Genomic DNA, 26,284 nt, shown 5'->3' with positions numbered 1-26,284 from the left:
GACGATGGATGCATCCGCCCCCACCTACACCACCGCCCCGGACTACGCCGCCTTTTTGCAGCAACAACTCGCCACCCAGCCGCACAACGTGATGGCCCATGTGCTGGGCAACGAACAGATCTGGATCAAGCGCGCGGGAGCCCCCCACGGAACAGGCCGCTACCGCGCCATGGCCTTGCTGGCCGCCCTGCTGCGGCTGGATGCGCTGCGCCCCGTGCCCAACCCCGGCGGCCCCACGGCGATTGCCACCGAAGTGCAACGCCTGCGCGACCTGGCCGCACGCGGCATCCGCGTGCCCGTGGTGCTGGCCGCGTTGCCGAATGGTTTTGCCATGCGCCACCTGGGCAACGTGGGTGAGGAAACCCATTCGCTGGGCAACGAGATTGATCACGCCGTGCAGGCGGGCGACGCGGCCGCTGTGCTGGCGCTGTGGCAGCAGGGGCTGGACACCCTGACCCAGGTGCACCACCAGGGCACCTGCCTGAGCCAGGCGTTTGCGCGCAATCTGGTGCGCTGCCCCGATGGCGAGGTGGCCTGCATCGATTTTGAGGACGACCCCGCCGCCGTGCTGCCGCTGGCGGTGTGCCATGTGCGCGATGCGCTGTGTTACGCGCATTCCACCGCGATTTACCTGCATGCCAGCGGCACGCTGACCGAGGGGCGCGAGCGCTGGGCGGCGTGGGTGGCGCAGGGGAGCGAGGAGATGCGGGCGGTGCTGGCCACCAGTGTCCGGCGGATGGGGTGGATGCGGAATCTGCCCACCAATCGCAAACTGGGGCGGGATTTGCAGCGGGTGCGGGCGGCGTATGACCTCTTGGCTCAAGGCTAGATCAACCAGTAGGTCGGGTTAGCCGCTGGCGTAACCCGACAGGCCATGCCCGTGGAAGAAAACGTCGGGTTAGACCGCGCTACCCCAACCTACGCTAGCCACAGCCAGGCAGCAACCCCCAAGCAGCCCACCGACAGCATCACAAAAATCCAGTAGAGGCCGGGAATGCCCCCCACTGCAGTGATTTCGTTCGATTGCGCGCCCTCCTGCTCGGCGCGCGACAAAGGATCCACACCAACCGCCCGACCGGAAGAGGGCGGCACGGCCCAGACTTTGTGACCGGATGTCCGGTTGAACTGAAACGCATCAAAAGCGAGGTAGGCGAAGAAGCCCGAGAGGACAAGAAAACCCAACGGCCCCATACCGATCCTTGCAGCAGAAACTAATCAATGCGTGATCAGGCCGCCGCCGTGGCGAGCGCCTCTTCCAGCACCAGCGCAGTCGCCACATCCGCCCCCAGGTTCACCAACCGCTTGCGCATGCAGATCACCGCCTTGTCCTTGCTCAGCAAAATTGCCCGGTGCGCCGCCGCCAGGTCGATGAACTTCTGGTCGTCCGCGTCCTTGCACACGTAGGCCACCTTGGGTGCGATGTCCACCAGCCGCACCTGCGCATCAAACGCTGCCAGCACCTGCGCGGCACCCACGCGGTAGTAGTCCATGCGCTCTGCGATGTGCGGATAGGCCAGCACGCGCTCCAGCTCGTCGCGCATGACCTGCGTAGCGATCCACAACAGACGGCCTTGGACCAGCAGCGTGCGCAATGGCACGGTGCGCGGGTCGCTGAAGATCAGCAGGTCCAGCGCCACGTTGGTATCCACCACCACAGGGCGCGCCGGCTCGTCCGCCGGGGCCTCGGCGGGCAGGGGCAGTTCAACCTTCATGGCGTGGGCTGCCGTCGGGGGCAGGCTTGGTAGCCCGGTCGCGCACAGCACCCTTGATCATGTCGAAGCGGAACATGCGGCATTCGATGGGCCCGTTCCACATGGGCACGCGGCGCGATTCCTTCAGGCGCATCTTGCCGGGCAGTTTCAGGTCGGGCGTGAGCATCCAGGCCGTCCAGCCGCTGTAGTTCTTCTTCCAGTGCGTGGCCAGCTGGCTGAAGAACTCGCCACCGTCTTCGGTCTGCGCTTCTTCGCGGCCCACGGCCATGCCCTGGGCGCGGTCGGCGGCGCGCTCGCTGGCGTTGCGGCCTGCAGTGCCGGCGGCGGCAATGCGCTCGCCGTAGGGTGGGTTGAGCAGCATCACACCGGGTTGCTCACAGGGTGGCATGCGCTGCAGTGCGTCGCCGCCGCGCAGCTGCACGGCGTCGGCCACGCCCGCGCGCTCGGCGTTGCGCTGCGCAAAATCAACCATGCGGAAGGCGACATCACTGCCAAACAGGGGGACAGCGCTAGTGCATATTGCACTTTCAGCTTCGTTTTTTATAGCACTCCAGACATGGACCTGGAACGGCAGCAGTTTCTCGAACGCAAAGCGCCGCAGCATGCCCGCCGGGATGCGGCAGGCGATCTGTGCGGCCTCGACCACGATGGTGCCGCTACCGCAGCAGGGGTCGTACAGGGGCTGTGGGTTGTCGCCATGCGGGTCCCAGCCGCTGGCGGCGATCATGGCGGCGGCCAGGGTTTCCTTGAGCGGCGCGTCGCCCTTGTCCTCGCGCCAGCCGCGCTTGAACAGCGGCTCGCCCGAGGTGTCGATGTAGATCGTGGCCTCGTCGGTGGTCAGGTGCAGGTGGATGCGCACATCGGGCCACTGGGTGTTCACATCGGGGCGTACGCCGCTCTTGTGGCGGAAGCGGTCGGCCACCGCGTCCTTGACCTTGAGGCCCGCGAAGTTCAGGCTCTGCAGCGGGCTGTGCTGGGCCGTCACCTCGACCTTGAAGGTCTGGCGCGTGGTGAACCAGATCTCCCAGGCCACCTCGCTGGCCATGGCATAGAGGTCGTTCTCAGACCGGTAGGGGCGGTGCGCCAGTTGCACCAGAACGCGCTGGGCCAGGCGGCTGTGCAGGTTGAGCTGCATGGCCTGGCGCCACGAGGCGCGCAAGAGCACACCGCCCCGGCCCACCAGCAGGTCTTGCCCCGTGAGGCCGGTGATGCCATGCACCTCGTCGGCCAGAAAGCCCTCGACGCCCGCAGCGCAAGGGAGAAAAAGTTGGAGTTGGTTCATGTCGATGGGGAGGATACGCGCTCGGACAATGCATGGGAATCCGGCGTGCCTGCGCGGGCCAGCAGCAATTGGCGGATGGATTCGGGGATCAGTGCCACCTTGCGGTCGGCCTTGCCGATGAAGACGATTCCGATCTTGCCGCGCGCCACCTCGCGGCCTGAGGTCTTCTCGGTCATGCAAAAGACCAGGTCAAACCCATAGCGGTTGAAATCCGCTGGCGCCATCTCCACCCGCATGGTCTCGCCATGGAAACCTTCGGACTTGTACTGCGCCACGATGTCGCCGACCACGATGGACAGACCGCCCACATCGGCCTCGGGGTAGCCGAGTGACTGAAAGAAGCGCACCCGCGCTTCGGACACCAGGCTGAGCAACTGCGCGTTGTCCAGGTGCCCGCCCTGGTTCACGTGGCTGATGTATATCTGCAGTTCGGTGGCAAAGCCGAAGTGCGGTGGGAGGTCGAAGACGATGCGGGCCATGGTGCGGAAAGTGGGAGGGCAAAACAGGAAGCGAAGGCAGGTGCCAGCGACGGACATAGCGCATTGCGCGAAAGACAGGGTCTGCCCTTCCAGGCGCCAGATGGGAAGCACAGGGGGACGCCATCCCATCTACCGCGTGGTGCCCAGGCCACTGCAGGGGAGCGTTGCGCACGAGTCCTGTGGGCCGGGCGCCACTGTCTCGTATGCTCTCGGGCAGTGGATTTTACCGGAGCCCCTTCATGCGCCCTTTTGTTCGGACCCTGTTGACCACCCTGGCGCTGGCCGTGGTGCCGTTGGCAGCCAACGCCCAGACGCTCTACAAATCAGTGGGTACGGACGGCAGGGTGGTCTACAGCGACAAGCCTCCCACGACCGGTGCCGTAGAGAAAACGATGAAGCTGGAGAACCTGCCGGTCAGCGTGGTACCGGAGGCGGGCCCCGCCCCCAAAACAGCCACTCCGGACACTCCACAGATTGCGGCTCCTCGGGGCGATGTGGTGCTGTACATGGCCACCTGGTGCGGCTACTGCAAGGCGGCCAAGGCCTATCTGGCGAGCAAGGGCATCGCCTATCGGGAGCTGGATATCGACACGCCTTCTGGCAAGGCGGCGTTCAGTCAGCTGGGGGCCAGAGGCGTACCGGTCTTGCTGACCAACGGCCAGAAGATCGCAGGATTCACGCCACAAGCATATGACGCGGTATTCATGGCGCGCAAATAGCCCGGCACTGAACTGTTGCCTGGACGGCCAGAGAACACTCGCGCGCCTCCACGCCGGGAGCGCTAAAGCGCCTTGCGCAAATTCGCTGGCGCGATCTTGAGCGCCTCGCGGTACTTGGCCACGGTGCGGCGTGCGCACTCGATGCCCTGCTCCTTGAGCATCTCGGCGATCTGGCTGTCGGACAGCGGCTTGGCCGGGTTTTCGGCGGACACGAACTGCTTGATCAGTGCGCGCACGGCCGTGCTGGACGCATTGCCACCGGTCTCGGTGCCCAGGCCAGAGCCAAAGAAGTACTTCAGCTCGTAGGTACCGATCGGCGTGGCCATGTACTTGGCCGTGGTCACGCGGCTGATGGTGGACTCGTGCAGGCCCAGCTCGTCGGCGATGTCGCGCAGCACCAGGGGGCGCATGGCCAGCTCGCCGTGGGTGAAGAAGTTCTTCTGCCGCTCGACGATGGCGCGCGAGACGCGCAGGATGGTGTCAAAGCGCTGCTGGATGTTCTTGATGAACCAGCGCGCCTCCTGCAGGCGCTGCTGCATGCCCTGGTGGCCTTCGCCGCCCTTGTGGCCACGCAGCGCGCCAGCGTAGATGTCGTGCACGCGCAGACGGGGCATCACGTCGGGGTTGAGCTGCACGATGAAGTTGTGCTGGCCGTCCCGCCCGTTGGCGCGACCGGCTTTGCGCACGATGACGTCGGGGATGATGATGTTGCGCTCTACGTCGGCAAAACGGCGGCCAGGGCGAGGCTCCAGGCGGGCGATGAGTGCCATGGCAGACCGGGTGCGTTCTTCTCCGGCCACGCCACCTTCGCTGCACAGCTGCGTCAGGCGGCGGATGTCGCGGCGGGCCAGCATCTCCAGCGGCTGCTGACAGATGCGCAGCGCGGTCTGCACGGTCTCGGGGTCGGCGTCGCTGTCTTCGTCGGCCGCCAGCGCGGTGAGCTGCAGCGTCAGGCATTCAGACAAATTGCGCGCGCCGACCCCCACGGGCTCCAGGCTTTGCAACAGGCGCTGGGCCACGGTGAAGCGGTGCACCAGTTCTTCGATCTGTTCCAGGTCGTCGGGCCCGGCCAGGCTGATGGCCAGCTCTTCAAGCGACTCTTCCAGGTAGCCGTCGTCGTTCAGCGATTCGATGAGAAAACGCAGCGCGGCAGTGTCCACTTCAGACAGCCTCAGCGACAGTGCCTGGCGGTGCAAAAAGGCGGTGAGCGATTCGTGCGAACGGGCCAGCTCGGTGGCGTCGGCCTCGTCGCCTTCCGCATCGTTGCGGGTGCGCGCCGGGGCGTCGCCACCCCACTCGGCGTCGTTGGGCGCCATCTCGACGGTGCCGTCGCCGCTCCAGTCGGGCTCGTCGGCACTTCCACTGGGGATTTCAGCCTCGTTTTGGCTCTCAGCGCCAGTACTGCTTGCGCTGACAGCTCCTGAAAACATAGCATCATCGGCGCTGTAGTCGTCGGCCTGCGCGGGCGTGTCGGCGGCTTCCAGGCCAAACTCCTCGCGCGGGGCTTCGTCGGCATTGCGTTCGAGGAACGGGTTTTCGTCGAGCATCTGCTCGACTTCCTGCGAGAGTTCGAGCGTGGACAACTGCAGCAGCCGGATGGACTGCTGGAGCTGGGGGGTCAATGCAAGGTGCTGCGAGACGCGCAGCGACAGTCCAGGCTTCATCACATGCGGAAATGCTCGCCCAGGTACACGCGGCGTACTTCGGCGTTGTCCACGATCTCGGAGGGCGTGCCCTGCGCCAGCACGCGGCCGTCGCTGATGATGAAGGCGTGGTCGCAGATGCCCAGCGTCTCGCGCACGTTGTGGTCGGTGATGAGCACACCGATACCGCGTGCCTTGAGGAAGCCGATGATGCGCTGGATCTCGATCACTGCGATGGGGTCGATGCCGGCAAAAGGCTCGTCCAGCAGGATGAAACGCGGCTGGGTGGCCAGGGCACGGGCGATCTCGACGCGGCGGCGCTCGCCACCGGACAGCGCCAGCGCGGGCGAGGCACGCAGGTGGTCCACACGCAGCTCTTGCAGCAGTGCCGTCAGGCGTTCTTCGATGGCGTCGCGCGACAGCGGCTGGCCGTCATCGGCGCGCTGCAGTTCCAGCACCGCACGCACGTTTTCTTCAACGGTGAGCTTGCGGAAGATCGAGGCTTCTTGCGGCAGGTACGACAGACCCAGCCGAGAGCGGCGGTGGATGGGCATGTGGGCCACCGAGTGGCCGTCGATGCGAATATCGCCGGCATCGCTGCGCACCAGGCCCACGATCATGTAAAAGGATGTGGTCTTGCCCGCGCCGTTGGGGCCGAGCAACCCCACAACCTCGCCTTTTTGCACCACCAGCGACACATCCTTGACGACCTTGCGGCTGCCATAGGATTTGGCCAGATGCTGTACCTCCAGGCGGCTACCCGCCTGGGAGTCAGGACCGGTACTCACAGCAGGCCCGCTCACTTGGCGCCGCCGCCAAGGCTGTTGCTGGGGCGCAGCGCCGGTGCGGGCGCGTCAGGCGCTGGGGCCGGGGCTGCCGCGCCGGGCGGAGGGTCTTTGGGCGCCAGCACGGCGCGCACACGACCACCGGGCGCTGGTGTGTCGCCCGCTGCGGCAGAAGAGGCTGGTGCCTTCTGGCCATCGACGGTGAACACATCGGTGAGGTTGTTGTAGACGATCACGGCGCCGGTGATCTCGTCGTTCAATACCGACCCACGGTACCGGCGGAGTTCGGCGCGGGTGATGAAGCGCACGTTGTCGGCCTTGCCGTCGTATTCGATGACTTCGCTTTCGCCTTCGATGAACTCGTCAGGCGCCCCCGCCACGGTGTCGCGCTTTTGGCGGAAGAACGCCCGTTTGCCCGCCTCGGCCGTGACCACGCCGTACTGGTAGCCGTCGGCGTCCTGGCGCACATCCAGCCGCGCGCCGCGCAGCACGATGGTGCCCTTGGTCATCACCACGCGGCCCGAGAACACGCTGGTCTGCTTGAGTTCATCGTGGCGCAGGGCGTCGGCCTCGATGTTCATGGGCTTGGCACGGTCAGCCTTTTCGGCGTGTGCCATGCCCGCAAGGCCGGTCAGGGCTGCGAGCACAAGGAGGGGGAGTAGGCGGTGGGTCATAGGGCACGAATCTTGCAATGATTGTAGCCACCCGATGGTACCCACCCCGAAAAAAAAGCCCGCGTCAGCGGGCCTTTGGGACAGCTTGCCGACAGGGTCGGCACATCGTCAGGCTTTGCGTGCCGTGGCCGCCAGGTATTCGACCACCTGCAACACGGTTTGCATGCTGCCGGCCATAGTGCCGTCGGTGTAGTACTTGCCTGCCACACCCATGGAAGGCACGCCCTCAACACCGTACGAATCTTGCAGCTGCGAGGCGCGACGCACTTGGTTGGCCACGCTGAAGGAGCCGTAGACCTCCTTGAACTTGGCCGCATCCACGCCCTGCTGGGTCACCCAGGCCAGGATTTCGTCGTCCTTGGCGAGCTTGGCCTTTTCCACGTGGATGGCACGGAAGACCTTGGCGTGCAGGGCTTCGAGCTTGCCCATGCCTTCGAGCGTGTAGTAAAGCTTTTGCTGGGGCACGAAGCTGGCGTTGAACGCCACGGGCACGCGGCGGATGGAGAGGTCCTTGGGCGCAGCCTTGACCCAGGCGTCCAGCGTGGGCTCGAAGGCGTTGCAGTGGGGGCAGCTGTACCAGAAGAACTCGATCACATCGACCTTGCCGGCCGGCGCATCGGGGGCGACGGGCTTGTCCAGCCGCTTGAAGTCCTTGCCCTCCTTGAACTGGCGGGCTTGCGCCATCGCGGGGTTGGCCACTGGCAGCGTCAGGGCAGAAGCGGCAACCGCCGAGGCGGCGGACAAAGAAAACTCACGGCGTTTCATGACAAAGACTCTCCTGGTTCAGGTATGCGGGATGTGAGAAATCCCTTTACAAAAAGTTCAGCCCTGGTGGTGGCGCTGTATGCACAGGCCCCTGTTCACAGCCACAGGCCGATCAGCGCTGCACACGCACCAGCGCCGATTCCAGCCCGGCGCCATCGAGTTTCTCTTTGAGCACTTCGGCATCGTCACGCTTGGTGAAGGGACCGATGCGCACCCGGAAGACCGCCCGGCCATTTTGCTCACGCTCGCTCACGCGGGCCTCCCAGCCCAGCATGGCCAGCTTGGCGCGCTGGGCGTCTGCGTCGGCCTGGGTGCGGAAGGCGCCCGCCTGCACAAAGTAGTCAAACGGGTCCACACTGCCCTTGGCCGCGGCCTTGGCCACGGCCAGATCGCCCAGCGGGTCAGCGCCCGGCTTGCTCTCGGCCTTGGCCTCGGCTTTGGCGTCTGGCTTGCTAGCGGCAGGCTTGGCAGCCGACGCGGCGGCGCGCACCTCGGGGGCCGGTGCCGATGCAGGGGCTGACGCGGCTGCCGCCACCGCTGGCGCCGCAGGGCGGGCCGGGTTCTTGCCATACAGCGGCGAGTTCGGGTCCCAGTTCTTGTTTTTCTGGGACTCCGCTGCGTCCAGGTCGGCACCGCGGCCATTGCCCTTGTTCAGGAAGGGCACCGGCACCTTGGTCACGTACACGGCCACGGCCAGCGCCGCGCCCAGGCCCACGATGACCCCGACGATGAAGCCGACAATGGTCCCGCCCGTCTGTTGCTTTTTCATATTGGTAGTAACTGCTTACATTCTGGCCGGGGCCGACACGCCCAGCACGGCCAGGCCATTGTGCAATACCTGGGCAGTGGCAGCGACCAGCGCCAGGCGCGCCTTCTTCACAGCCTCGTCGTCCACGAGGATGCGCTCGGCATCGTAATAGCTGTGGTAGCTGGCGGCCAGGTCGCGCAGGTAGAAGGTCACATCGTGTGGCGCCTCACCGTCGGCGGCGGCGGTGAGCATCTCGGGGTACTTGGCCAGTTGCAGCATCAGCGCCTGGGCCTGCGGGCCTTCGAGGGCAGACAGGTCCACATCCTTGAGCGAAGCCACATCACCACCGCCCGCCTCTTGCCACGCACGCAGCACCGACTGGATGCGGGCATGCGCGTACTGCACGTAGTACACGGGGTTGTCGTTGTTCTGTGCCACGGCCAAGTCCACGTCGAAGGTGTACTCGGTATCGGGCTTGCGGCTGAGCAGGAAGAAGCGCACCGCATCCTTGCTGGTCCACTCGATCAGATCGCGCAGCGTGACATAGCTGCCGGCACGCTTGCTGATCTTGACCTCTTCGCCGCCCTTGACCACCCGCACCATGGTGTGCAGCACGTAGTCGGGGTAACCCTTGGGGATCCCCACATCGGCCGCCTGAAGGCCGGCGCGCACGCGGGCGATGGTGCCGTGGTGGTCCGTGCCCTGGATGTTGACGACCTTGGTGAAGCCGCGCTCCCACTTGGCAATGTGGTACGCCACGTCGGGCACGAAATAGGTGAAGGTGCCGTCCTGCTTGCGCATGACGCGGTCCTTGTCGTCGCCGTAATCGGTGGACTTGAGCCACAGCGCACCGTCCTGCTCGTAGGTCTTGCCGTTGGCGACGAGCTTGTTCACCGTGGCCTCAACGCGGCCGCTGGCGTACAGGCTGGATTCGAGGTAGTACTCGTCGAACTGGAGGTTGAAGGCCTGCAGGTCCTTGTCCTGCTCGTTGCGCAGGTAGGCCACCGCAAACTGGCGGATGTTGTCGTAGTCCTCCACATCGCCGTTGGCCGTGAACTCGCGGTCGTCGGCCTTCACCGTGGCCTTGGCCTTGAAGGCCTCGGCGATGTCGGCGATGTAGTCGCCGTTGTAGAAGTTCTTGGCCAGCGGGTTCTCGCTGTCGGTGGGCCAGCAGTCGTCGCCGGGCTTGAAGCCCTTGGCGCGCAGCTGCGTGCTCTTGGTCAGCGTGTCGATCTGTACGCCTGCGTCGTTGTAATAGAACTCGCGGTGCACCTTCCAGCCCTGGGTGCTGAACAGGTTGCAAATCGCATCGCCCAGCGCGGCCTGGCGGCCGTGGCCCACGTGCAGCGGGCCCGTGGGGTTGGCTGACACGAACTCGACCAGCACCTGCTGGCCGTTGCTGGCTTGATAACCAAAGCGCTCGCCCGCAGCCAGCACCTCACGCACCACTTCCTGCTTGGCGGCGGGTTGGAGGCGGATGTTCAGAAAGCCCGGGCCCGCAATTTCAATGGCGGACACCCAGCGCTGAAAGGCGGGCGTGGCTTCGAGGGCGGTCTTGAGCTGTTCCCCCAGTGCGCGCGGGTTGAGCTTGAGGGGCTTGGCCAGTTGCATGGCTGCGGTGCAGGCGAAGTCGCCATGGGCCGCCACCTTGGGAGATTCAAAGGCTGCCTTGGCGCCAGCGCCGGGGGACAGTTTTTCCAGCTCGGCTGCGAGCGCAGCGAGCAATTCATTTTTGGCTGTGAGCATCGGTGGATTTTACGGGTCTGCCAGCAGCAGGGCGCCAGACGCGCCGCCAGGAGGCATCCCGCAGCAAAAGGCACAATGGGCCGCAATGCCTTTTCAACCGGAGATTGCGCGTGCAACCCCAGCCCATCCTGCTCTATCGGCGCCGCTGGACCCTGGTGTTTCAGGTGCCTTTTGTGCTGCTGATGGCGATATGCCTGGCCTTCTCGCTGTATTGGGCATCTGTATCGAACGACCGGCTGCTCACGGCCCTCTGCCTGTGTGCCGCATTCGTCTCCTTCTGTGTGGGCGGAACCCTGGGCCGGTCCGCCCTGGAGGCCTACCGGGAGCAAGACCCGGCGGTGGTCATTGACGCCACCGGCATCACCGATCTGCGCCAGGACGACCCCCACACCGTGACCTGGGAGGCCATGGAACGTGTGCACCTGGACGACTACGAAGGCGTGATCCTGGTCAAGTTGCGCCCCGGCCACAGAGACTCCGCACTGGGTGTGATCGTCAAGGCACTCAAACGCTGGCAGCAACGGGGGGATGTGGTGTTTGCCCTGGGTGGCCTGGCGCACGACCCCCGGCAGATCCACACGGCACTGAAAGCCTTTCATGCAGCCGCGGCCACCAGGGCCCGCGCAGGGTTGTGATGACGGGTCCGCGTTGTCGCGCGCCATGTTCTATGGTGCAATGCCACCGGGACCCCCCATAACGCATTCACACCAGGAGATTCCATGAAAAAGCTTCTTTCACTGACTGCACTCGGCCTGGCGCTGACACTGGGCTTTGGTGCCCACGCCGCCGAAGACGCCAAGGCCCCTACCAAACAGCAATCGAAGATGGCGACCTGCAACAAGGACGCTGGAGACATGAAGGGCGACGAGCGCAAAGCCTTCATGAAGACCTGTCTGAGCAACAAGCCCGCCACCCAGCAAGACAAGATGAAAACCTGCAACGCCGATGCCAAGGCCAAGACCCTCAAGGGCGACGAGCGCAAGGCCTTCATGAGCGATTGCCTGAAGAAGTGAAGTAAGTTCATACCCGGTGCAGCGCCACCGGCTCAGACAAAGAAAAGCCCGCCGGCATCAAGCCGGGCGGGCTTTTTTTATTGGGGGGTATTTGCGCTTACCAGCCGCGCGCCCAGAACACCGCAATCACAGCCACCACGGGCAGCACATGCGACTGGATCATCACCAGACGACGGACCCGCGCGACCTCTGCGGCGGGAGGCAGCGCACCGGTGCTGCGCAGGTTCTGGCGCCAGCGGCGGAACGCGGCCGAGGGCACAAACGACAGCAGGACCATGGCCAGCACCAGGGTGATCTTGATGTGAAAAAGGGGCTGCGACAGGTACCAAGAAGCGCCCTTCACGCCCCAGATCAACCGGGCCACGCCGCTCCCAATCATGACCGCACCGGCCACACCGTAGATCACATCCAGCCGGGCCAGGCGCTCGACCACGGCGGCGTTGAGCCACTCGATACGGCACAGCGCCGCCTGGCTGGACAGAAAAACCACAAAGGTCAGGATAGCCAGAAGGTGAAAGGCAGCCAGGAAGGCTTCGAGGGTCATGGTGCGGATTCCTTGTAGCGCCCGAGGCCACTGCGCCGCGCCAAGCGCTCACAGTGCCGTCCGGCAGGGCCACCATTGTGCGCGATGGCGTGGGCTCAACGCGCTCAAAGAAAAACGGCGCGGGCCCGAAAGCCCGCGCCGCTGGGAGCGCAGATTCAGCAAGTGCCAACCATCAAGCCACAGTGCGCGCCACCGTGGCCACAGGCACATCCGCCGGCACCACGGGCGCCGATGCCGCAGACACCGCGAGCGGCAGCGGATGGCCATTCATCGCCGCGTCCAGGCGTTCCTGGTCCAGCGCGTTTTCCCAGCGGGAGACAACCACCGTGGCCACGGCGTTACCGATGAAGTTCGTCAGCGAGCGGCATTCGCTCATGAAGCGGTCCACGCCCAAAATCAGCGCCATGCCAGCCACCGGCACTTCGGGCACTACTGCCAGGGTGGCGGCCAGGGTGATGAAGCCCGCGCCCGTCACACCCGCTGCGCCCTTGGAAGACAGCATCGCCACCAGCAACAGCGCCACCTGGTGGCCCAGCGTCAGCTCGGTGTTGGTAGCCTGGGCGATGAACAGCGCGGCCAGCGTCATGTAGATGTTGGTGCCGTCCAGGTTGAACGAGTAGCCCGTGGGCACCACGAGACCCACCACCGACTTGCTGCAACCGGCCTTTTCCATCTTTTCCATCAGCGATGGCAGGGCGGATTCAGACGAAGACGTGCCCAGCACCAGCATCAGCTCAGCCTTGAGGTAGCGGATCAGCTTGAACACCGAGAAGCCACACAGGCGCGCCACAAAGCCCAGGATCACCACCACAAACAGCAGCGAGGTGATGTAGAACGAACCCACCAGCCAGGCCAGATTGACCAGTGAGCCCAGGCCAAACTTGCCAATAGTGAACGCCATGGCACCAAACGCACCCAGGGGCGCGGCCTTCATCACGATGCCCACCACCTTGAACACAGGCGTCGTCAGCGCGTCCAGAAAGTTCAGCACCGGACGGCCTGCCTCACCCACCATGGCCAGGCCAATGCCGAACAGCACGGCCACCAGCAGCACCTGCAGGATGTTGTCGCCCACGAACGGGCTCACCAGCGTCTTGGGGATGATGTCCATCGCAAAGCCCGTGAGCGTCATCTCGTGAGACTTGGCCACGTAGCCCTTCACAGCCGTCTGGTCCAGGTCGGCCACATTGATGTTCATGCCCGCGCCGGGCTGCACCACGTTGGCCACCACCAGGCCCACCACCAGGGCCAGCGTGGAGAAGAACAGGAAGTACGCCATGGCCTTGCCGAACACGCGGCCCACGGTGGAGAGCTGCGACATGCCAGCGATGCCGGTCACGATGGTCAGGAAGATCACCGGAGCGATGATCATCTTGACCAGCTTGATGAACGCGTCACCCAGCGGCTTGAGCGCCTCGCCGTAGGACGGCTCGAAATGGCCCAGCAGAACGCCCAGGACGATGGCGAACACCACCTGGAAGTACAGTTGCCGATAAAAAGGCAGCTTCAAGGTCGAGGCTGCGGGAGCGGAATGGTTGTGCATGGAACGGTTCTCCTGGGGTCACGGGTCTGCACCACCGGGGTGCTTCCGGCGCGCGTCAAGGGTGCCGTTTGTACCGCTGCACTTTGTTTCAGCCGATAACCTATTGGTATTAGTCGAGAGCGGCTTCATAGGAGAACGCGTGCACCAAATCAGGGTAACTACTTAGTCCCCAGCCTGGTGCAGCACACTCCCACCCGCGCCCAATTGGCCTTGGTGCCGCACAACCACCCCGCTGGATCCCCATGCCCACGCCCCGCCTTCGCCAGTTCTGGACGCTGCTCATCCTGCTAGCAGGCACGGCGGCCAGCATGTTCGCGGCCGGCCAGTGGGCCTGGCACCGGTCCTTGCTGGACGAAAGCGAGAGCGTGCAGCGCCAGCTGGCCCTGTACGGGCAGACGCTGGCCCAGCGCATCGACCGCTACCGCACTCTGCCCGAGGTGCTGGCCCTGGACGCGCAGTTGCAGGACGCCCTGCGCCGCACCCTGAGCACCGACGAGGTAGCGCAGCTCAACCGCAAGCTGGAGCAGGCCAACGGCGCCAGCCAGTCCTCCACCCTCACCCTGCTCGACCGCGACGGCCTGGCCGTGGCCGCCAGCAACTGGCGCACGGCCACCAGCAACGTGGGCGTGGACTACAGTTTTCGCCCCTACGTGCAGCAGGCGCTGGCCCAGGGGCGCGGCAGCTTCTACGGCATTGGCGTGACCACGGGCGAGCCGGGCTACTTCCTGTCGCAGGCCATCCGTGACGACAGCGGCCACATCCTGGGGCTGGTGGCCATCAAGATTGCGCTGCAGGAGCTGGAGCGCGAATGGCTGCAGACACCCGACATCGTGCTCGCGTCGGACGCGCATGGCGTGGTCTTTCTCGCCAGCCAGGACGCCTGGCGCTACCGCCTTCTGGAGCCGCTGGACGACGAAGAGCGCCGTGAGCTGAACGCCACCCGGCAGTACTCCGACCAGCCGCTGCGCCCGCTCGACGTCCGCGTGGACGACCGCCTGGACAACGGCGGGCGGCTGGTGCGCGTGCAACCGTCCGCTGACATGCCCGCCCCGCCCGGCCGCATGCTGTGGCTGACCCAGCCCCTGCCCGGCACGCCCTGGCAACTGCACCTGGTGCACACCACCCACAGCAGCATTGCCGACAGCCGCTGGGCGGCCGCAGCCGGGGGCGGCGGCTGGCTGGCCCTGTCGCTGCTGGTGCTGTTTGTGCGGCAGCGCCAGCGCCTGGCCCGCCTGCGCCAACGCAGCCGCCAGGAGCTGGAGACCGTGCTGCAACAACACGCGCAGGAGCTGCGCACCGCGCAGGACGGCATCGTGCAGGCCGCGCAGCAGGCTGACATGGGCCTCTCCCGCAGTCTGGAACACCTGCCCCAGGGGGTGGTCATCATCGACGCCGACCTGAAGCTGGTGGCGTGGAACTCGCGCTATGTGCAGCTGTTCCGCTACCCCGCCGACCTGATGCAGGTGGGCCGCCCCATTGAAGACCTGATGCGCCACAACGCGCGCCGGGGCCTGCTGGGCCCGGGCCCGGTGGAAGAAGCCATCGAACGCCGCCTGGCCCACCTGCGCAGCGGCACCCCCCACCTGCACGAAAGCGCCAAGGACGACGGCACGGTGCTGGAGATCCGGGGCAACCCGTTGCCCGAGGGCGGTTTTGTGACCAGCTACGCCGACATCACCAGCTACAAGAACGCCGCGCGCGAGCTGCGATCGCTGGCCGACGCACTGGAGCAGCGCGTGGCCGACCGCACCCGCGACCTGGACGCCGCGCGGCGCGAGGCCGAGCAGGCCAACCGCTCCAAAACCCGCTTTGTGGCCGCCGCCGTGCACGACCTGCTGCAGCCCCTGAACGCCGCACGCATGTTCACCTCGCTGCTGCGCAGCCATCTGCCAGGCGACGCCGAACGGCACGCCGTGGACAGCATCGACGGCGCCCTGGCCGCGCAGGACGCCATCCTCAACAGCCTGCTCGACATCTCGCGCATGGAATCGGGCCAGTTCGATGTGCACATCCATGACGTGGCCCTGGGGCCACTGCTACAGGTGCTGGGCCACAACTTTGGCGTGCTGGCCGAAAGCCAGGGCCTGCAACTGCGCTGCGTGCCCACGCGCGCCGTGGTGCGCACCGACGACAACCTGCTGCGCCGCATCCTGCAGAACTTTGTTTCCAACGCCATCCGCTACAGCCGGCGGGGGCGCATCGTGGTGGGCTGCAGACGGGTGAAGCGGGTGGCGGGCGACCACCTGCGCATCGAGGTGCACGACCAGGGCCCCGGCATCCCCGAGGCATTGCAGCGCGAAATCTTTGAAGAATTCCGCCGCCTGGACGAAGGCCGCGCCGACGACCGGGGCGCAGGCCTGGGCCTGGCCATCGTCGAACGCCTGGGCCGCCTGCTGGGGCACGAGATTGGCCTGCGCTCGCAACTGGGGCGCGGCAGCGTGTTCTGGGTGTGTGTGCCGCTGGGCAACCCTGCCGCCGCGCAGCAAGCTGCGCCCCCCGCCACCACGCAACAACCCGCCGACGACGCCCCCCTGCAAGGCAGCAGCGCCTGGGTCATTGATGACGACGGCCCTACCTGCGCCGCCACGCAGGCCCTGCTGCAGCGCTGGGGGTGCACGGTGCCGCTGGCCGCTGGCGCGCCAGAGGCCCTGGCCGCCGCCCAGCCCGGCCAGGCGCCGCAGCTGGTGCTGCTGGACGTGCACCTGGGCGCCGGCCTCCACGGCCCCGAAGTGTTCGCGCAGCTGTGCCAGCGCTGGGGCCAGACACCCGCCGTGATCCTGGTCACCGCCGAGCGCGATGCCACCCTGCGCCGCCAGGCCGCCGAACGCGGCTGGGGCTTTCTGGCCAAGCCGGTGCGCGCCCCCGCGCTGCGGGCACTGGTGAGCCAGACGCTGCTGAGACAGGGAGCATCCCCCTGAGCCGCTGCGCGGCGGGGCGGCCTTTGCACGGCGCCTCGCGCAGGGTGCTGCGCCCGGGTGGAGAGGCTGCGCTCGTCGCTACGCTTTTAGTAGCATCCAGGGCTCGTTGAATAAGCGACAACGGCCGTTTCGATGCAGATCTCCACCTCAGGAAGACACGCCGTCTTCCGTCTCCAGGCTTTTGACCAGCACAGCCGCCTGCGTGCGGCTGTAGCACTCCAGCTTTTTCAGGATGGCGGTGACATGCACCTTGACGGTGTTCTCGGCCAGACCCAGCGTGGCCGCGATCTGCTTGTTGAGCAAACCATCGGCCAGGCAGAGCAGCACGCGGAACTGCTGGGGCGTGAGCTGCGCCAGGCGCGCGGCCAGTTCGGCGTCGGCCTCGGAGCGCTCGGCCGCCATGGGCGGGAACCAGCTGCCGCCGTCCAGCACGGCCTGGATGGCGTCGCCCATGGCGTCGGCGGGCGCGGACTTGGGGATGAAGCCCGCAGCACCAAACTGCTGGGCGCGCCGGATGACGCGGGGGTGGTCGTTGGACGAGATGATGACCACGGGCAGCTCGGGGTATTCGCCGCGCACATGCAACAGGGCCGAGAAGCCGCGCGTACCGGGCATGCTCAGGTCCAGCAGCACCAGCTCGACCTCGGGGTGGTCCTGCAGCGCCTGGCCCAGCGTGGCGGCGCTGGCCGCCTCCAGCGTGCGAAACTGCGGCAGCCGCTCGCGCAGCACGTGCAGCACAGCCGCACGGAACAGCGGGTGGTCGTCAGCAACGAGGAGTGTGGGCGCGGTGGACATGGAGTGTTGTGCAGTCTGCCACGGGGGCTATCAACCGCCGGCCTGCGGGCCTTTCCAGAACGCGGGCTGCGCGTACTGGTGCTTGAGGTGTTCGATCCACAGCCGCACCCGCAGCGGCATGTGCTTGCGCTGCGGAAACACCACATAGATGCCGTTGGGCGGCGCCGCAAAATCGTGCAGCACCTCCACCAGGCGCCCGGCGGCGATCTCGGCCTCCACCTCCCAGGTGCTGCGCCAGGCAATGCCGTAGCCCGCCAGGCACCAATCGTGCAGCACCTGCCCGTCCGAGCAATCGAGCGGGCCGCCGGGCTTGAGGTGGATGACCTCGGTGCCACCGCCTTCGACCGGCATGCGGAACGCCCAGCCGCGTGTTTGCGACGCCTCGCTCGACAGCGTGAGGCAGTCGTGCTGCACCAGCTCGCTGGGGTGGCGCGGCGTGCCGTGGCGCTGCAGGTAGGCGGGTGTGGCCACGCACAGGCGGCGGTTGTCGGCAATCCGCACGCTCACCAGCGACGAGTCGGGCAGGTCGCCCACGCGCACGGCGCAGTCATAGCCCTCGCCCGCCAAGTCCACCACGCGGTCGCTGAGGTTGAGCGAGATCGTCACATCCGGGTGCGCCGTGCGAAAACGCGGCACCAGCGGCGCCACATGGCGGCGGCCAAAGCCGGCCGGTGCGGTGATGCGCAAATGGCCCGTGGCCTTGACGCCCCCTTCGGACACGCTGGCCTCGGCATTGGCCACGTCGGACAACAGGCGCTGGCAGTCTTCCAGAAACGCACTGCCCTCATGCGTGAGGCTGATGCGGCGCGTGGTGCGCACCAGCAGCTTCACGCCCAGGTGTTCTTCCAGCGCATCGAGCCGCCGCCCCATGATGGCTGGCGCCACGCCCTCGGCCTTGGCCGCAGCGGTGAGGCTGCCGCGTGTTGCCACCGACACAAACGATTCGAAGGCCTTGAGTTTGTCCATGGGCGCTGATTATGGGGATAAAGCGGCGAAGGGCCTGGTGACGGACTTGGGCACGGCCTGTGATCGGTTTCAAAGCCAAAAAGGCCGCATGCGCTAGTGGAATATGCTTGAGCAGCTACATAAATGATAGTGAACCAGCATCACCCCCACTTCACACCAGGCGCGACTTGAGGAACCCCACGGTGCCATAGCGCTTGACCTCGGTGTAGAGGTCGCGCGTGAGGCCCTGCACCATGGCGGTGTAGGCGTCGGCCAGGTCGGGGGCGATGGTGAAGTGGTCGTAGTTCACGATCACGCCCACGCGCTCGCCCTGTGCGGCGAGCGGGGCGAGCAGGCGGCGCACCTCCTGCTCGATGGCGGCTATGGTGCTGGCGGTGTTGATCTGCAGCCCCGAGAAGTCGATGTGCAGCAGCTGGCGCGCGGCGTCCAGCTCAAAGCGCTGCACCAGCGGGCGGTTGAGCAACTGCTCGCGCAGGCCCAGCGGGCTGGGCTCGAACAGGCGCAGGTCCATGGTCTGCAGGCCGGGGCTGATGCGCGGCGTGAATGCCATGTGGGCCAGCACATCGCGCTGCAGGTCGATGCCGGGCGCCAACTCGATCAGCTCCAGCGCACCGCCGCCATCCACCTCGCCCGAGGGCACCAGGCGGAACACGCAGCGCTCGGTCACATACAACACGCGCTGGCCGCGCCGCAGGGCTTCGGCGCCGCTGAAGGTGCGGTGCTCGACCTCACGCACCAGCTTGCGCGCACCGCCCTCATGCAGGATGTGCAGGTGGCCGTCCACCGCTTCGACCTGCAGCGCGCCTGCCGTGAAGGTGCCGACAAACACCACGGTCTTAGCGTTCTGGCTGATGTTGATGAAGCCACCCGCACCCGCCAGGCGCGGCCCGAACTTGCTCACGTTGAGGTTGCCGTGCTGGTCGGCCTGCGCGAGGCCCAGGATGGCGATGTCGAGACCACCGCCGTCGTAGAAGTCGAACTGGTTGGGTTGGTCGATGATGGCCTGCGGGTTCACGGCCGCGCCAAAGTTCAGGCCACCCGCCGGGATGCCGCCGATCACGCCGGGCTCGGCCGTGAGCGTGACGAGGTCGATGATGCGCTCCTCAGCCGCTACGTTGGCCACGCCCTCGGGCATGCCTATCCCTAAGTTCACTACTTGGTGCGGGCGCAGCTCCAGCGCTGCGCGGCGGGCGATGATCTTGCGCTCGGTGAGTGGCATCGCCTCCAGGGTGTCCACGGGCACACGCAGCTCACCGGCAAAGGCGGCGCTGTAGGGCTCGGCAAAGGTCTGGTGGTGGTGCGCGGGCTCGGTGGCCAGCACCACGGCGTCCACCAGCACGCCGGGCACCTTCACCTGCCGGGGGTTGAGCGTGCCGCGCTCGGCGATGCGCTCGACCTGGGCGATGACCACGCCGCCCGAGTTGCGCGCGGCCATGGCGATGGCCAGCGCTTCGAGCGTGAGCGCCTCGCGCTCCATGGTGAGGTTGCCGTCGGCGTCGGCCGTGGTCGCGCGGATGATGCCCACGTGGATCGGAAAGGCCTTGTAGAACAGGTAGTCCTGCCCGTCGATGGGCAGGATGCGCACCAGGTCTTCGGTGGTGCGCGCGTTGAGCTTGCCGCCGCCGTGGCGCGGGTCCACAAAGGTGTCCAGGCCCACGCGCGTGAGCGTGCCGGGCTTGCCCGCAGCGATGTCGCGGAACAAATGCGTGATCACGCCCTGGGGCAGGTTCCAGGCCTCGATCTGGTTGTCCACCGCGAGCTTCTGGATGCGGGGCACCAGGCTCCAGTGCCCGCCGATCACGCGCTTGAGCAGGCCGGCGTGGCCCAGGTGGTTGAGGCCCCGCTGCTTGCCGTCGCCCTGGCCTGCGGCGTAGACGAGCGTGAGGTCGCGCGGGGTTTGGGTCGTTTCCCAGCGCTGGGCCAGCGCCACGGCAATGCTCTCGGCAAAGCCGATGCCCACAAAGCCGCCCGTGGCCACGGTGTCGCCATCGTGGATGAGCTGCACGGCATCGGCGGCGCTCACGATCTTGTTCTTGTGGGCCGCGTTGAGCGCGCTGGCGTCCAGGGGTGCCTGCATGGGTTTGTCTCCCGGTGGGTTTGTTGTGCGCGCAGCGTAGTGGGTAACGGGCGAAAGCACCATTCAGGGTGACTACGGACTGTCACCAGTTTTGCGTAAAAGTCACTGGTTTAGAGATTTTCAGCGTATTTATGTGGGCAAACATTTGCAATACAGTCTGTCCATGGCCTGCTGTTGCGGGCACCGTTTTTCATTGATCTCCGTTTTCACCACTCTTCTTGAGGCACCCCATGACCGAACGCACCCAAGTCCACGGCCTGCAAGTGGCCACTTCCCTGTACCGCTTTGTCGAAGACAAGGTGCTGCCCGGCACGGGGGTGGACGCCGCCGCCTTCTGGAAAGGTTTTGACGCCATCGTGGCCGACCTGGGCCCGCGCAACATCGCCCTGCTGGCTGAGCGCGACCGCCTGCAGACCGAGCTGGACACCTGGCACAAGGCCAACCCCGGCCCCATCCAGAACATGGTGGCCTACCGCGGCTTTCTCGAAAAGATCGGCTACCTGGTGCCCCAGCCTGCCGACGTGAAGGCCACCACCACCAACGTGGACGACGAGCTGGCCACGCAGGCCGGCCCGCAGCTGGTGGTGCCCATCCTGAACGCACGTTATGCACTCAACGCCGCCAACGCGCGCTGGGGCAGCCTGTATGACGCGCTGTATGGCACGGATGCGATCCCCGAGACTGACGGCGCCGAAAAGGGCAAGGGCTACAACCCCGTGCGCGGCGCCAAGGTGATCGCGTTTGCGCGCCAAGTGCTGGATGACACGGCGCCTTTGGCTGCAGGCTCGCACAAGGATTCGACGGGCTACAAGGTGGAAGGCGGCCAGCTGGTCGTGTCACTGGCCAACGGCAACACCACGGGCCTGAAGGACGCATCGCAGTTCAAGGGCTACCAGGGCAATGCCGCCGCGCCGTCGTCGGTGCTGCTGCAGCACAACGGCCTGCACCTCGATATCCAGATCGACCGCAGCACGCCCATCGGCCAGTCCGATGCCGCAGGCGTGAGCGACCTGGTGCTGGAAGCGGCCCTGTCCACCATCCTGGACCTGGAAGACTCCGTGGCCGCCGTGGACGCCGAAGACAAGGTGCTGGGCTACAGCAACTGGCTGGGCATCATCCAGGCCACGCTGACCGAGCAGGTCGCCAAGGGCGGCAAGACCTTCACGCGCGGGCTGAACCCTGACCGTGTTTACACGGCCCCCCAAGGCGGCGAAGTACGCCTGCATGGCCGCTCGCTGATGTTCCTGCGCAATGTGGGCCACCTGATGACCAACCCGGCCATCCTGTGGAAGGACGCACAAGGTGCCGTGCGCGAAATCCCCGAAGGCATCATGGATGCGGTGGTGACCACGGCGATTGCACTGCACGACCTGCAGGGCCATGGACAAAACGGCATCCGCAACTCCCGCAAGGGCAGCGTCTACATCGTCAAGCCCAAGATGCACGGCCCCGCCGAAGTCGGCTTTGCCGCTGAACTCTTCGGCCGCGTAGAGAAGCTGCTGGGCCTGCCCGACAGCACCGTCAAGCTGGGCATCATGGACGAAGAGCGCCGCACGTCCGTCAACCTCAAGGCCTGCATTGCCGCTGCATCGAGCCGCGTGGCGTTCATCAATACTGGCTTCCTCGACCGCACGGGCGACGAGATGCACACCGCCATGCTCGCTGGCCCCATGGTGCGCAAGGGCGACATGAAGACCAGCGCCTGGATCCAGTCGTACGAGAAGAACAATGTGCTGGTGGGCCTCTCCTGTGGCCTGCGCGGCAAGGCGCAGATCGGCAAGGGCATGTGGGCCATGCCCGACCTGATGGCCGAGATGCTCAAGCAGAAGATCGCCCACCCCAAGGCCGGTGCCAACACTGCCTGGGTGCCCAGCCCCACGGGCGCCACGCTGCACGCGCTGCACTACCACCAGGTGAAGGTGAGCGACATCCAGATCGAGCTGGAAAAAACCGATGTGAACGCCGAGCGCGACAACCTGCTGACCGGCCTGCTCACCGTGCCCGTGGCCGCCGCACCGAACTGGAGCGACGCCGAGAAGCAGCAGGAGCTGGACAACAACGCCCAGGGCATTCTGGGCTACGTGGTGCGCTGGGTGGACCAGGGCGTGGGCTGCTCCAAGGTGCCTGACATCCACAACGTGGGCCTGATGGAAGACCGCGCCACGCTGCGCATCAGCAGCCAGCACATGGCCAACTGGCTGCACCATGGCGTGGTGACGGAAGCCCAGGTGCGCGAGACCTTTGAGCGCATGGCTGCCGTGGTGGACCAGCAAAACGCGGGTGACCCGCTGTATCAGCCCATGGCCGGACACTTTGCCACCAGCATGGCCTACAAGGCAGCGTGTGACCTGGTCTTCAAGGGCATGGAACAGCCCAGCGGCTACACCGAGCCACTGCTGCACGCCTGGCGCCTGAAGCTGAAGGCAGCGCAAGCGGCCTGATTCCCGACTGCAGGCAGTGCCATATTCATGGCGCTGCCCGCTCTACTTTTGATAGCTGCTAGCGCAATCAACATTTGCACTAGCAGCTATTTTTCTTTCAGGCAGTACTCCGGCTCACCTTGTTCAGTTGTGTGAGAGGCGGCGACCGCGTTTGGGGCAAGCTGCGCCGTACACTGGCACCGACGTCCACGCGTTCACTCCTATGCCTGCAGCACCACCTACCCACCCCGTTCCGTCTGTCTGCCCGCTGTGCGGGCAGCCCAATCAGTGCGCTATCGCGGCGGGTCTCCCAGGAGAAAGCTGCTGGTGCATGACGCAGACCATCGACCCTGCGGCCTTGGCCGCTTTGCCGCAGGAGGCACGCGGCAAGGTCTGTATCTGCGCGGCTTGCGGCGCGCCGGCGCCAGACGCACAGCAACCCTCCGCCGCAGGCCACCCGCCTTCGCCGATATGATTTGGGCTTTTCGCTGTCTTCACAGCGCGCGAAGGAACAAGACATGCCCACGTACCACATCGAAATGATGGAAGGCCGCACGGTCGAGCAAAAGAAGAAGCTGGTGGAAGAGATCACCCGCGTATCCGTCGAGATCCTGGGCGGCTCGCCCGAGTCGGTGGACATCCTGATCACCGATGTGAAGCGCGAGAACTGGGCCACGGGCGGCAAGTTGTGGCTGGAGCGCACGTCCTGAGTGATGCGCCCCGTCATCATTGACCCCGTGGTATTGCCTCAGCATTTGGTCGCTTGATGAGCACCGCCTCGGGGTCTCTGGCCGTATTGCGCGAACGCTATGGCGAGCGCTACAGGTGGCTGCTGTTGCTGTCCGTGATGGTCGGCACCATGGCCTCCATCATGTCCTCCACCATCGTCAACGTGGCGATACCGGACATGAGCCACTACTTTGCACTGGGCCAGGAGCGCGCCCAGTGGGTCACTTCCGGGTTCATGGTGGCCACCACCGTGTCCATGCTCACCACCCCCTGGCTCTTGTCGCGGTACGGTTACCGCGCGACCTATGTGGGCGCGATGTTGCTGCTGCTCATTGGCGGTGTGGGGGGCGGCCTGGCGCGCGATTTTGGCCTGGTGCTGGCAGCACGCGTCGCCGAGGGGCTGGCAGCGGGTGTGGTGCAGCCCATCCCGGCCGTCATCATCCTGTATGCCTTCCAGCCCCACGAGCAGGGGCGCGCCAGCGGCATCTTCGGCATGGGCGTCGTGCTGGCGCCGGCCATCGGTCCGAGCATGGGCGGTTTGCTGGTGGATTGGTTTGGCTGGCGCTCCATTTTTTTCATGGTGGTGCCACTCTGCCTGGCCTCCATCTGGCTGGCGTACAAGTTTGTACCGGTCACCGCCCCTGGAGGGGTTGAGGCCAATCGGCAGGGCCAAGCGCTGGACTGGCGGGGACTTCTGCTGGGCTCGGTGGGAACGCTGTGCCTGCTGAACGGCCTGGTGTCGCTGCATGGCGGCTCTCACGTCGAGGCGGTGGGCTTGCTGGTGGGTGCGGTGGTGGCCGTCGCCTGTTTCATTGCCTGGCAGCGCAGGCTGCTGCGCACCGGGCGCAAGCCGCTCATGGACCTGCGCCTCTTCCAATACCGGCAGTTCGCCATGGGCAGTGTGGTGGCATTCATCTACGGCACCGCCTTGTTCGGCTCTACCTACCTGTTGCCGGTGTTCATGCAACTGGGGCTGGAGCTGTCGGCATCGCACGTGGGCACCCTCATGCTGCCGGCAGGGTTCGTTCTGGCCGCCACCATCGCCATGGTGGGTCGATTGGCGGACCGCCAGCCCACCCATTTGTTGGTCAGCACCGGGCTCGGTTTGCTGGCCCTGTCGTTCGGGCTGATGGTGTTTGTGGGCCTTGGCTCGTCTCTGTGGATGCTCGTCGCTTTTGCGATCCTGGGACGCATCGGACTCGGCTTCATTCTGCCTTCGCTGAATCTGGGCTCCATGCGCCCGCTGGACAAGTCGCTCATTTCTCAGGGCTCCAGCGCCATTGGCTTCTTGCGCATGCTGGGCGGCGCAGCCGGGGTCAGCCTGTGCGGCATCGTGCTCGAATGGCGACTCGGCGCACATGGTGCCTCGTTGACGGCCGGAGCAAGCAACCCGGCGCGCATCGCAGCATTCGGTGAAACCTTTTTGATGCTGACTTTTCTGTGCGGGCTGGCGCTGGTGGCCGCCTGGCAGCTGCGCGAGGCGCGGGCAGATTGACAGCAGGCATACCTTGTCCTGATGCTTGGAGGCGGATGCGCGCATTGAGCACCCAAGCCTTTCAAGCAATCAAAGAAACGGAACCTTCGCCATGTGCCAACTCCTCGGCATGAATTGCAATGTGCCCACCGATGTGACCTTCAGCTTCACGGGCTTTGCGCAACGCGGCGGGAAGACAGACCACCATACCGACGGCTGGGGCATCGCGTTTTTTGAGGACAAGGGGCTTCGGCACTTCGTGGACCATCTGGCGGCTGTGGATTCACCAGTGGCCGAACTCATTCGCCGTTACCCCATCAAGAGCCGGAACGTCATCGCCCATATCCGCAAGGCCACCCAAGGCATGGTGAGCCTGCAGAACTGCCATCCGTTCGTGCGTGAGCTGTGGGGCCGCTACTGGGTCTTTGCCCACAACGGAGATCTGAAAGACTTCCGCCCTCGCCTGCATTCGCATTTCCGCCCCGTGGGCGATACCGACAGCGAGCATGCGTTTTGCTGGATCATGCAAGAGTTGGCCAAATCGCACGCCAGCGTGCCTTCTGTTCCAGAGCTGACGCTAACGCTCAAGGAACTCGCTGCCCGCATAGCGCCCCACGGCACATTCAATTTCCTTCTTTCCAATGGACAGGCGTTGTGGGCACACGCCTCTACCCATCTGCACTACATAGAGCGCCGCCATCCCTTCGGCGCTGCGCAGCTGAGTGACGAAGACCTCCAGCTGGATTTTTCGAAGGAGACTGGCGTGAACGATCAGGTGGCAGTGATCGTGACCAGCCCCCTCACGACCAACGAAACGTGGACGGCGTTCGGCAAAGGTGAACTGCTGGTGTTCGAACAAGGCCGACGGCTGCCTATCTGACGCATACGATATATCGCCGCTGAGAGAGGCTGTGAATATGGGGACGCGCGGAACGGGTGCACTTTGGTTCTCGCGAGGTTCTACCGATCAGCTCATGCCGTATCGATTGAAGCGAGTGGGCCCATTCTGACAGTTAGATCTGGAGCTGTGCGGACTGCGTAGATGAGGGGCTTCGTGCGTCTGGCGGCCCGGTAAGTCCGGTGCAACCCCTGCGAACTGCGGTACCACAAGCGTTGACCAGCCTACAGCCCCTGGCGCATTTCGATGTCTTCTCAAAGCAAAAAACCCCAGTCATATCTGACTGGGGTTTTCTGGGCTGTAAGAGCCTGACGATGACCTACTTTCACACGGGAACCCGCACTATCATCGGCG

The 26,284-nt window shown here is 65.6% G+C and carries 25 protein-coding genes; 10 read left to right on the top strand and 15 right to left on the bottom strand.

Features of this window, described 5'->3' with window-relative positions:
• Window positions 1-4 precede the first annotated feature (4 nt).
• Window positions 5-829 (top strand): hypothetical protein, encoded by an 825-nt coding sequence (locus tag ASD75_RS20915; RefSeq protein ID WP_056747797.1) that lies wholly within the window; start codon window positions 5-7, stop codon window positions 827-829.
• A gap of 89 nt (window positions 830-918) precedes the next feature.
• On the opposite strand, the gene ASD75_RS20910 is transcribed toward ASD75_RS20915, so the two are convergent.
• Genes ASD75_RS20910 through ASD75_RS20895 form a run of 4 tightly spaced genes read right to left on the bottom strand, consistent with a single transcriptional unit; the run spans window position 919 to window position 3,473 of the window.
• Window positions 919-1,191 carry a hypothetical protein gene (locus tag ASD75_RS20910; RefSeq protein WP_056747795.1) on the bottom strand — a complete coding sequence of 91 codons (273 nt, stop codon included), beginning with the start codon at window positions 1,189-1,191 and terminating at the stop codon, window positions 919-921.
• Window positions 1,192-1,226: 35 nt separating this feature from the next.
• Window positions 1,227-1,712, bottom strand: a complete 486-nt coding sequence (locus tag ASD75_RS20905) for a putative toxin-antitoxin system toxin component, PIN family (protein ID WP_056747793.1) — start codon at window positions 1,710-1,712, stop codon at window positions 1,227-1,229.
• Window positions 1,702-2,994 (bottom strand): class I SAM-dependent RNA methyltransferase, encoded by a 1,293-nt coding sequence (locus ASD75_RS20900; protein WP_056747791.1) that lies wholly within the window; start codon window positions 2,992-2,994, stop codon window positions 1,702-1,704. The genes ASD75_RS20905 and ASD75_RS20900 overlap by 11 nt, the downstream gene beginning before the upstream one ends.
• Window positions 2,991-3,473 carry a thioesterase family protein gene (locus ASD75_RS20895; RefSeq protein ID WP_056065784.1) on the bottom strand — a complete coding sequence of 161 codons (483 nt, stop codon included), beginning with the start codon at window positions 3,471-3,473 and terminating at the stop codon, window positions 2,991-2,993. The genes ASD75_RS20900 and ASD75_RS20895 overlap by 4 nt, the downstream gene beginning before the upstream one ends.
• Before the next feature lie 239 nt (window positions 3,474-3,712).
• Between ASD75_RS20895 and ASD75_RS20890 the strand changes: the two genes are divergently transcribed.
• On the top strand, window positions 3,713-4,192 hold the full coding sequence (locus tag ASD75_RS20890) for a glutaredoxin domain-containing protein (RefSeq protein WP_056747789.1): 480 nt from the start codon (window positions 3,713-3,715) through the stop codon (window positions 4,190-4,192).
• Window positions 4,193-4,254: 62 nt separating this feature from the next.
• Here ASD75_RS20890 and ASD75_RS20885 read toward each other — a convergent pair whose 3' ends face one another.
• From ASD75_RS20885 to argS, 6 genes are all read right to left on the bottom strand, one after another.
• Window positions 4,255-5,856, bottom strand: coding sequence for an RNA polymerase factor sigma-54 (locus ASD75_RS20885; RefSeq protein WP_056747787.1), 1,602 nt, complete (start codon window positions 5,854-5,856; stop codon window positions 4,255-4,257).
• Window positions 5,856-6,638, bottom strand: coding sequence for an LPS export ABC transporter ATP-binding protein (lptB, locus tag ASD75_RS20880; protein ID WP_056065226.1), 783 nt, complete (start codon window positions 6,636-6,638; stop codon window positions 5,856-5,858). The genes ASD75_RS20885 and lptB overlap by 1 nt, the downstream gene beginning before the upstream one ends.
• Window positions 6,635-7,294 carry a lipopolysaccharide transport periplasmic protein LptA gene (gene lptA, locus ASD75_RS20875; RefSeq protein WP_056065224.1) on the bottom strand — a complete coding sequence of 220 codons (660 nt, stop codon included), beginning with the start codon at window positions 7,292-7,294 and terminating at the stop codon, window positions 6,635-6,637. The genes lptB and lptA overlap by 4 nt, the downstream gene beginning before the upstream one ends.
• A gap of 108 nt (window positions 7,295-7,402) precedes the next feature.
• Window positions 7,403-8,059 (bottom strand): thiol:disulfide interchange protein DsbA/DsbL, encoded by a 657-nt coding sequence (locus ASD75_RS20870; protein ID WP_056747786.1) that lies wholly within the window; start codon window positions 8,057-8,059, stop codon window positions 7,403-7,405.
• A gap of 112 nt (window positions 8,060-8,171) precedes the next feature.
• Window positions 8,172-8,828: an SPOR domain-containing protein gene (locus tag ASD75_RS20865; RefSeq protein ID WP_056747785.1), complete on the bottom strand. Its 657-nt coding sequence runs from the start codon at window positions 8,826-8,828 to the stop codon at window positions 8,172-8,174.
• 15 nt (window positions 8,829-8,843) lie between these two features.
• Window positions 8,844-10,553 (bottom strand): arginine--tRNA ligase, encoded by a 1,710-nt coding sequence (argS, locus tag ASD75_RS20860; protein WP_056747784.1) that lies wholly within the window; start codon window positions 10,551-10,553, stop codon window positions 8,844-8,846.
• Between the two features lie 110 nt (window positions 10,554-10,663).
• Between argS and ASD75_RS20855 the strand changes: the two genes are divergently transcribed.
• Together ASD75_RS20855 and ASD75_RS20850 are read left to right on the top strand one after the other, a co-directional pair.
• Complete coding sequence (locus ASD75_RS20855; protein ID WP_056748063.1) at window positions 10,664-11,188, top strand: hypothetical protein; 525 nt, start codon at window positions 10,664-10,666, stop codon at window positions 11,186-11,188.
• An 84-nt stretch (window positions 11,189-11,272) separates the two neighbouring features.
• The gene (locus tag ASD75_RS20850) at window positions 11,273-11,566 is read left to right on the top strand and encodes a PsiF family protein (protein ID WP_056065216.1); all 294 of its coding nucleotides are present in this window, start codon (window positions 11,273-11,275) and stop codon (window positions 11,564-11,566) included.
• A gap of 97 nt (window positions 11,567-11,663) precedes the next feature.
• Here ASD75_RS20850 and ASD75_RS20845 read toward each other — a convergent pair whose 3' ends face one another.
• Window positions 11,664-12,110 carry a DUF2214 family protein gene (locus ASD75_RS20845; protein ID WP_056065213.1) on the bottom strand — a complete coding sequence of 149 codons (447 nt, stop codon included), beginning with the start codon at window positions 12,108-12,110 and terminating at the stop codon, window positions 11,664-11,666.
• A 172-nt stretch (window positions 12,111-12,282) separates the two neighbouring features.
• Complete coding sequence (locus ASD75_RS20840) at window positions 12,283-13,653, bottom strand: dicarboxylate/amino acid:cation symporter (protein ID WP_056747783.1); 1,371 nt, start codon at window positions 13,651-13,653, stop codon at window positions 12,283-12,285.
• Between the two features lie 242 nt (window positions 13,654-13,895).
• On the opposite strand from ASD75_RS20840, the gene ASD75_RS20835 reads away from it, so the two are divergent.
• Window positions 13,896-16,571: a PAS-domain containing protein gene (locus tag ASD75_RS20835; RefSeq protein WP_056747782.1), complete on the top strand. Its 2,676-nt coding sequence runs from the start codon at window positions 13,896-13,898 to the stop codon at window positions 16,569-16,571.
• A 147-nt stretch (window positions 16,572-16,718) separates the two neighbouring features.
• Here the strand turns inward: ASD75_RS20835 and ASD75_RS20830 are convergent, their stop codons facing one another.
• From ASD75_RS20830 to ASD75_RS20820, 3 genes are all read right to left on the bottom strand, one after another.
• The gene (locus ASD75_RS20830; RefSeq protein WP_056747781.1) at window positions 16,719-17,366 is read right to left on the bottom strand and encodes a response regulator transcription factor; all 648 of its coding nucleotides are present in this window, start codon (window positions 17,364-17,366) and stop codon (window positions 16,719-16,721) included.
• A gap of 30 nt (window positions 17,367-17,396) precedes the next feature.
• Window positions 17,397-18,332 (bottom strand): LysR family transcriptional regulator, encoded by a 936-nt coding sequence (locus ASD75_RS20825; RefSeq protein WP_015016104.1) that lies wholly within the window; start codon window positions 18,330-18,332, stop codon window positions 17,397-17,399.
• Window positions 18,333-18,483: 151 nt separating this feature from the next.
• Window positions 18,484-20,409: an acyl CoA:acetate/3-ketoacid CoA transferase gene (locus ASD75_RS20820; protein ID WP_056747779.1), complete on the bottom strand. Its 1,926-nt coding sequence runs from the start codon at window positions 20,407-20,409 to the stop codon at window positions 18,484-18,486.
• Window positions 20,410-20,639: 230 nt separating this feature from the next.
• Between ASD75_RS20820 and ASD75_RS20815 the strand changes: the two genes are divergently transcribed.
• The 5 genes from ASD75_RS20815 to ASD75_RS20800 all read left to right on the top strand — a co-directional run bounded on the left by ASD75_RS20815 (window position 20,640) and on the right by ASD75_RS20800 (window position 25,912).
• Window positions 20,640-22,850: a malate synthase G gene (locus tag ASD75_RS20815; RefSeq protein ID WP_056747778.1), complete on the top strand. Its 2,211-nt coding sequence runs from the start codon at window positions 20,640-20,642 to the stop codon at window positions 22,848-22,850.
• Window positions 22,851-23,052: 202 nt separating this feature from the next.
• Window positions 23,053-23,304, top strand: coding sequence for a cysteine-rich CWC family protein (locus tag ASD75_RS23540; protein WP_082565119.1), 252 nt, complete (start codon window positions 23,053-23,055; stop codon window positions 23,302-23,304).
• Between the two features lie 43 nt (window positions 23,305-23,347).
• Window positions 23,348-23,539, top strand: coding sequence for a 4-oxalocrotonate tautomerase (locus ASD75_RS20810; protein WP_015016108.1), 192 nt, complete (start codon window positions 23,348-23,350; stop codon window positions 23,537-23,539).
• A 56-nt stretch (window positions 23,540-23,595) separates the two neighbouring features.
• Window positions 23,596-25,053, top strand: coding sequence for a DHA2 family efflux MFS transporter permease subunit (locus tag ASD75_RS20805; protein ID WP_056747776.1), 1,458 nt, complete (start codon window positions 23,596-23,598; stop codon window positions 25,051-25,053).
• Between the two features lie 91 nt (window positions 25,054-25,144).
• Window positions 25,145-25,912 (top strand): class II glutamine amidotransferase, encoded by a 768-nt coding sequence (locus ASD75_RS20800; protein WP_056065199.1) that lies wholly within the window; start codon window positions 25,145-25,147, stop codon window positions 25,910-25,912.
• Window positions 25,913-26,284 lie beyond the last annotated feature (372 nt).

Source organism: Acidovorax sp. Root568 (assembly GCF_001427445.1).
GTDB classification, from domain to species: Bacteria; Pseudomonadota; Gammaproteobacteria; order Burkholderiales; family Burkholderiaceae_C; genus Acidovorax; species Acidovorax delafieldii.
The sequence above is the reverse complement of the archived record's forward strand: the minus strand, read 5'-3'. Positions and strand labels throughout refer to the sequence as shown.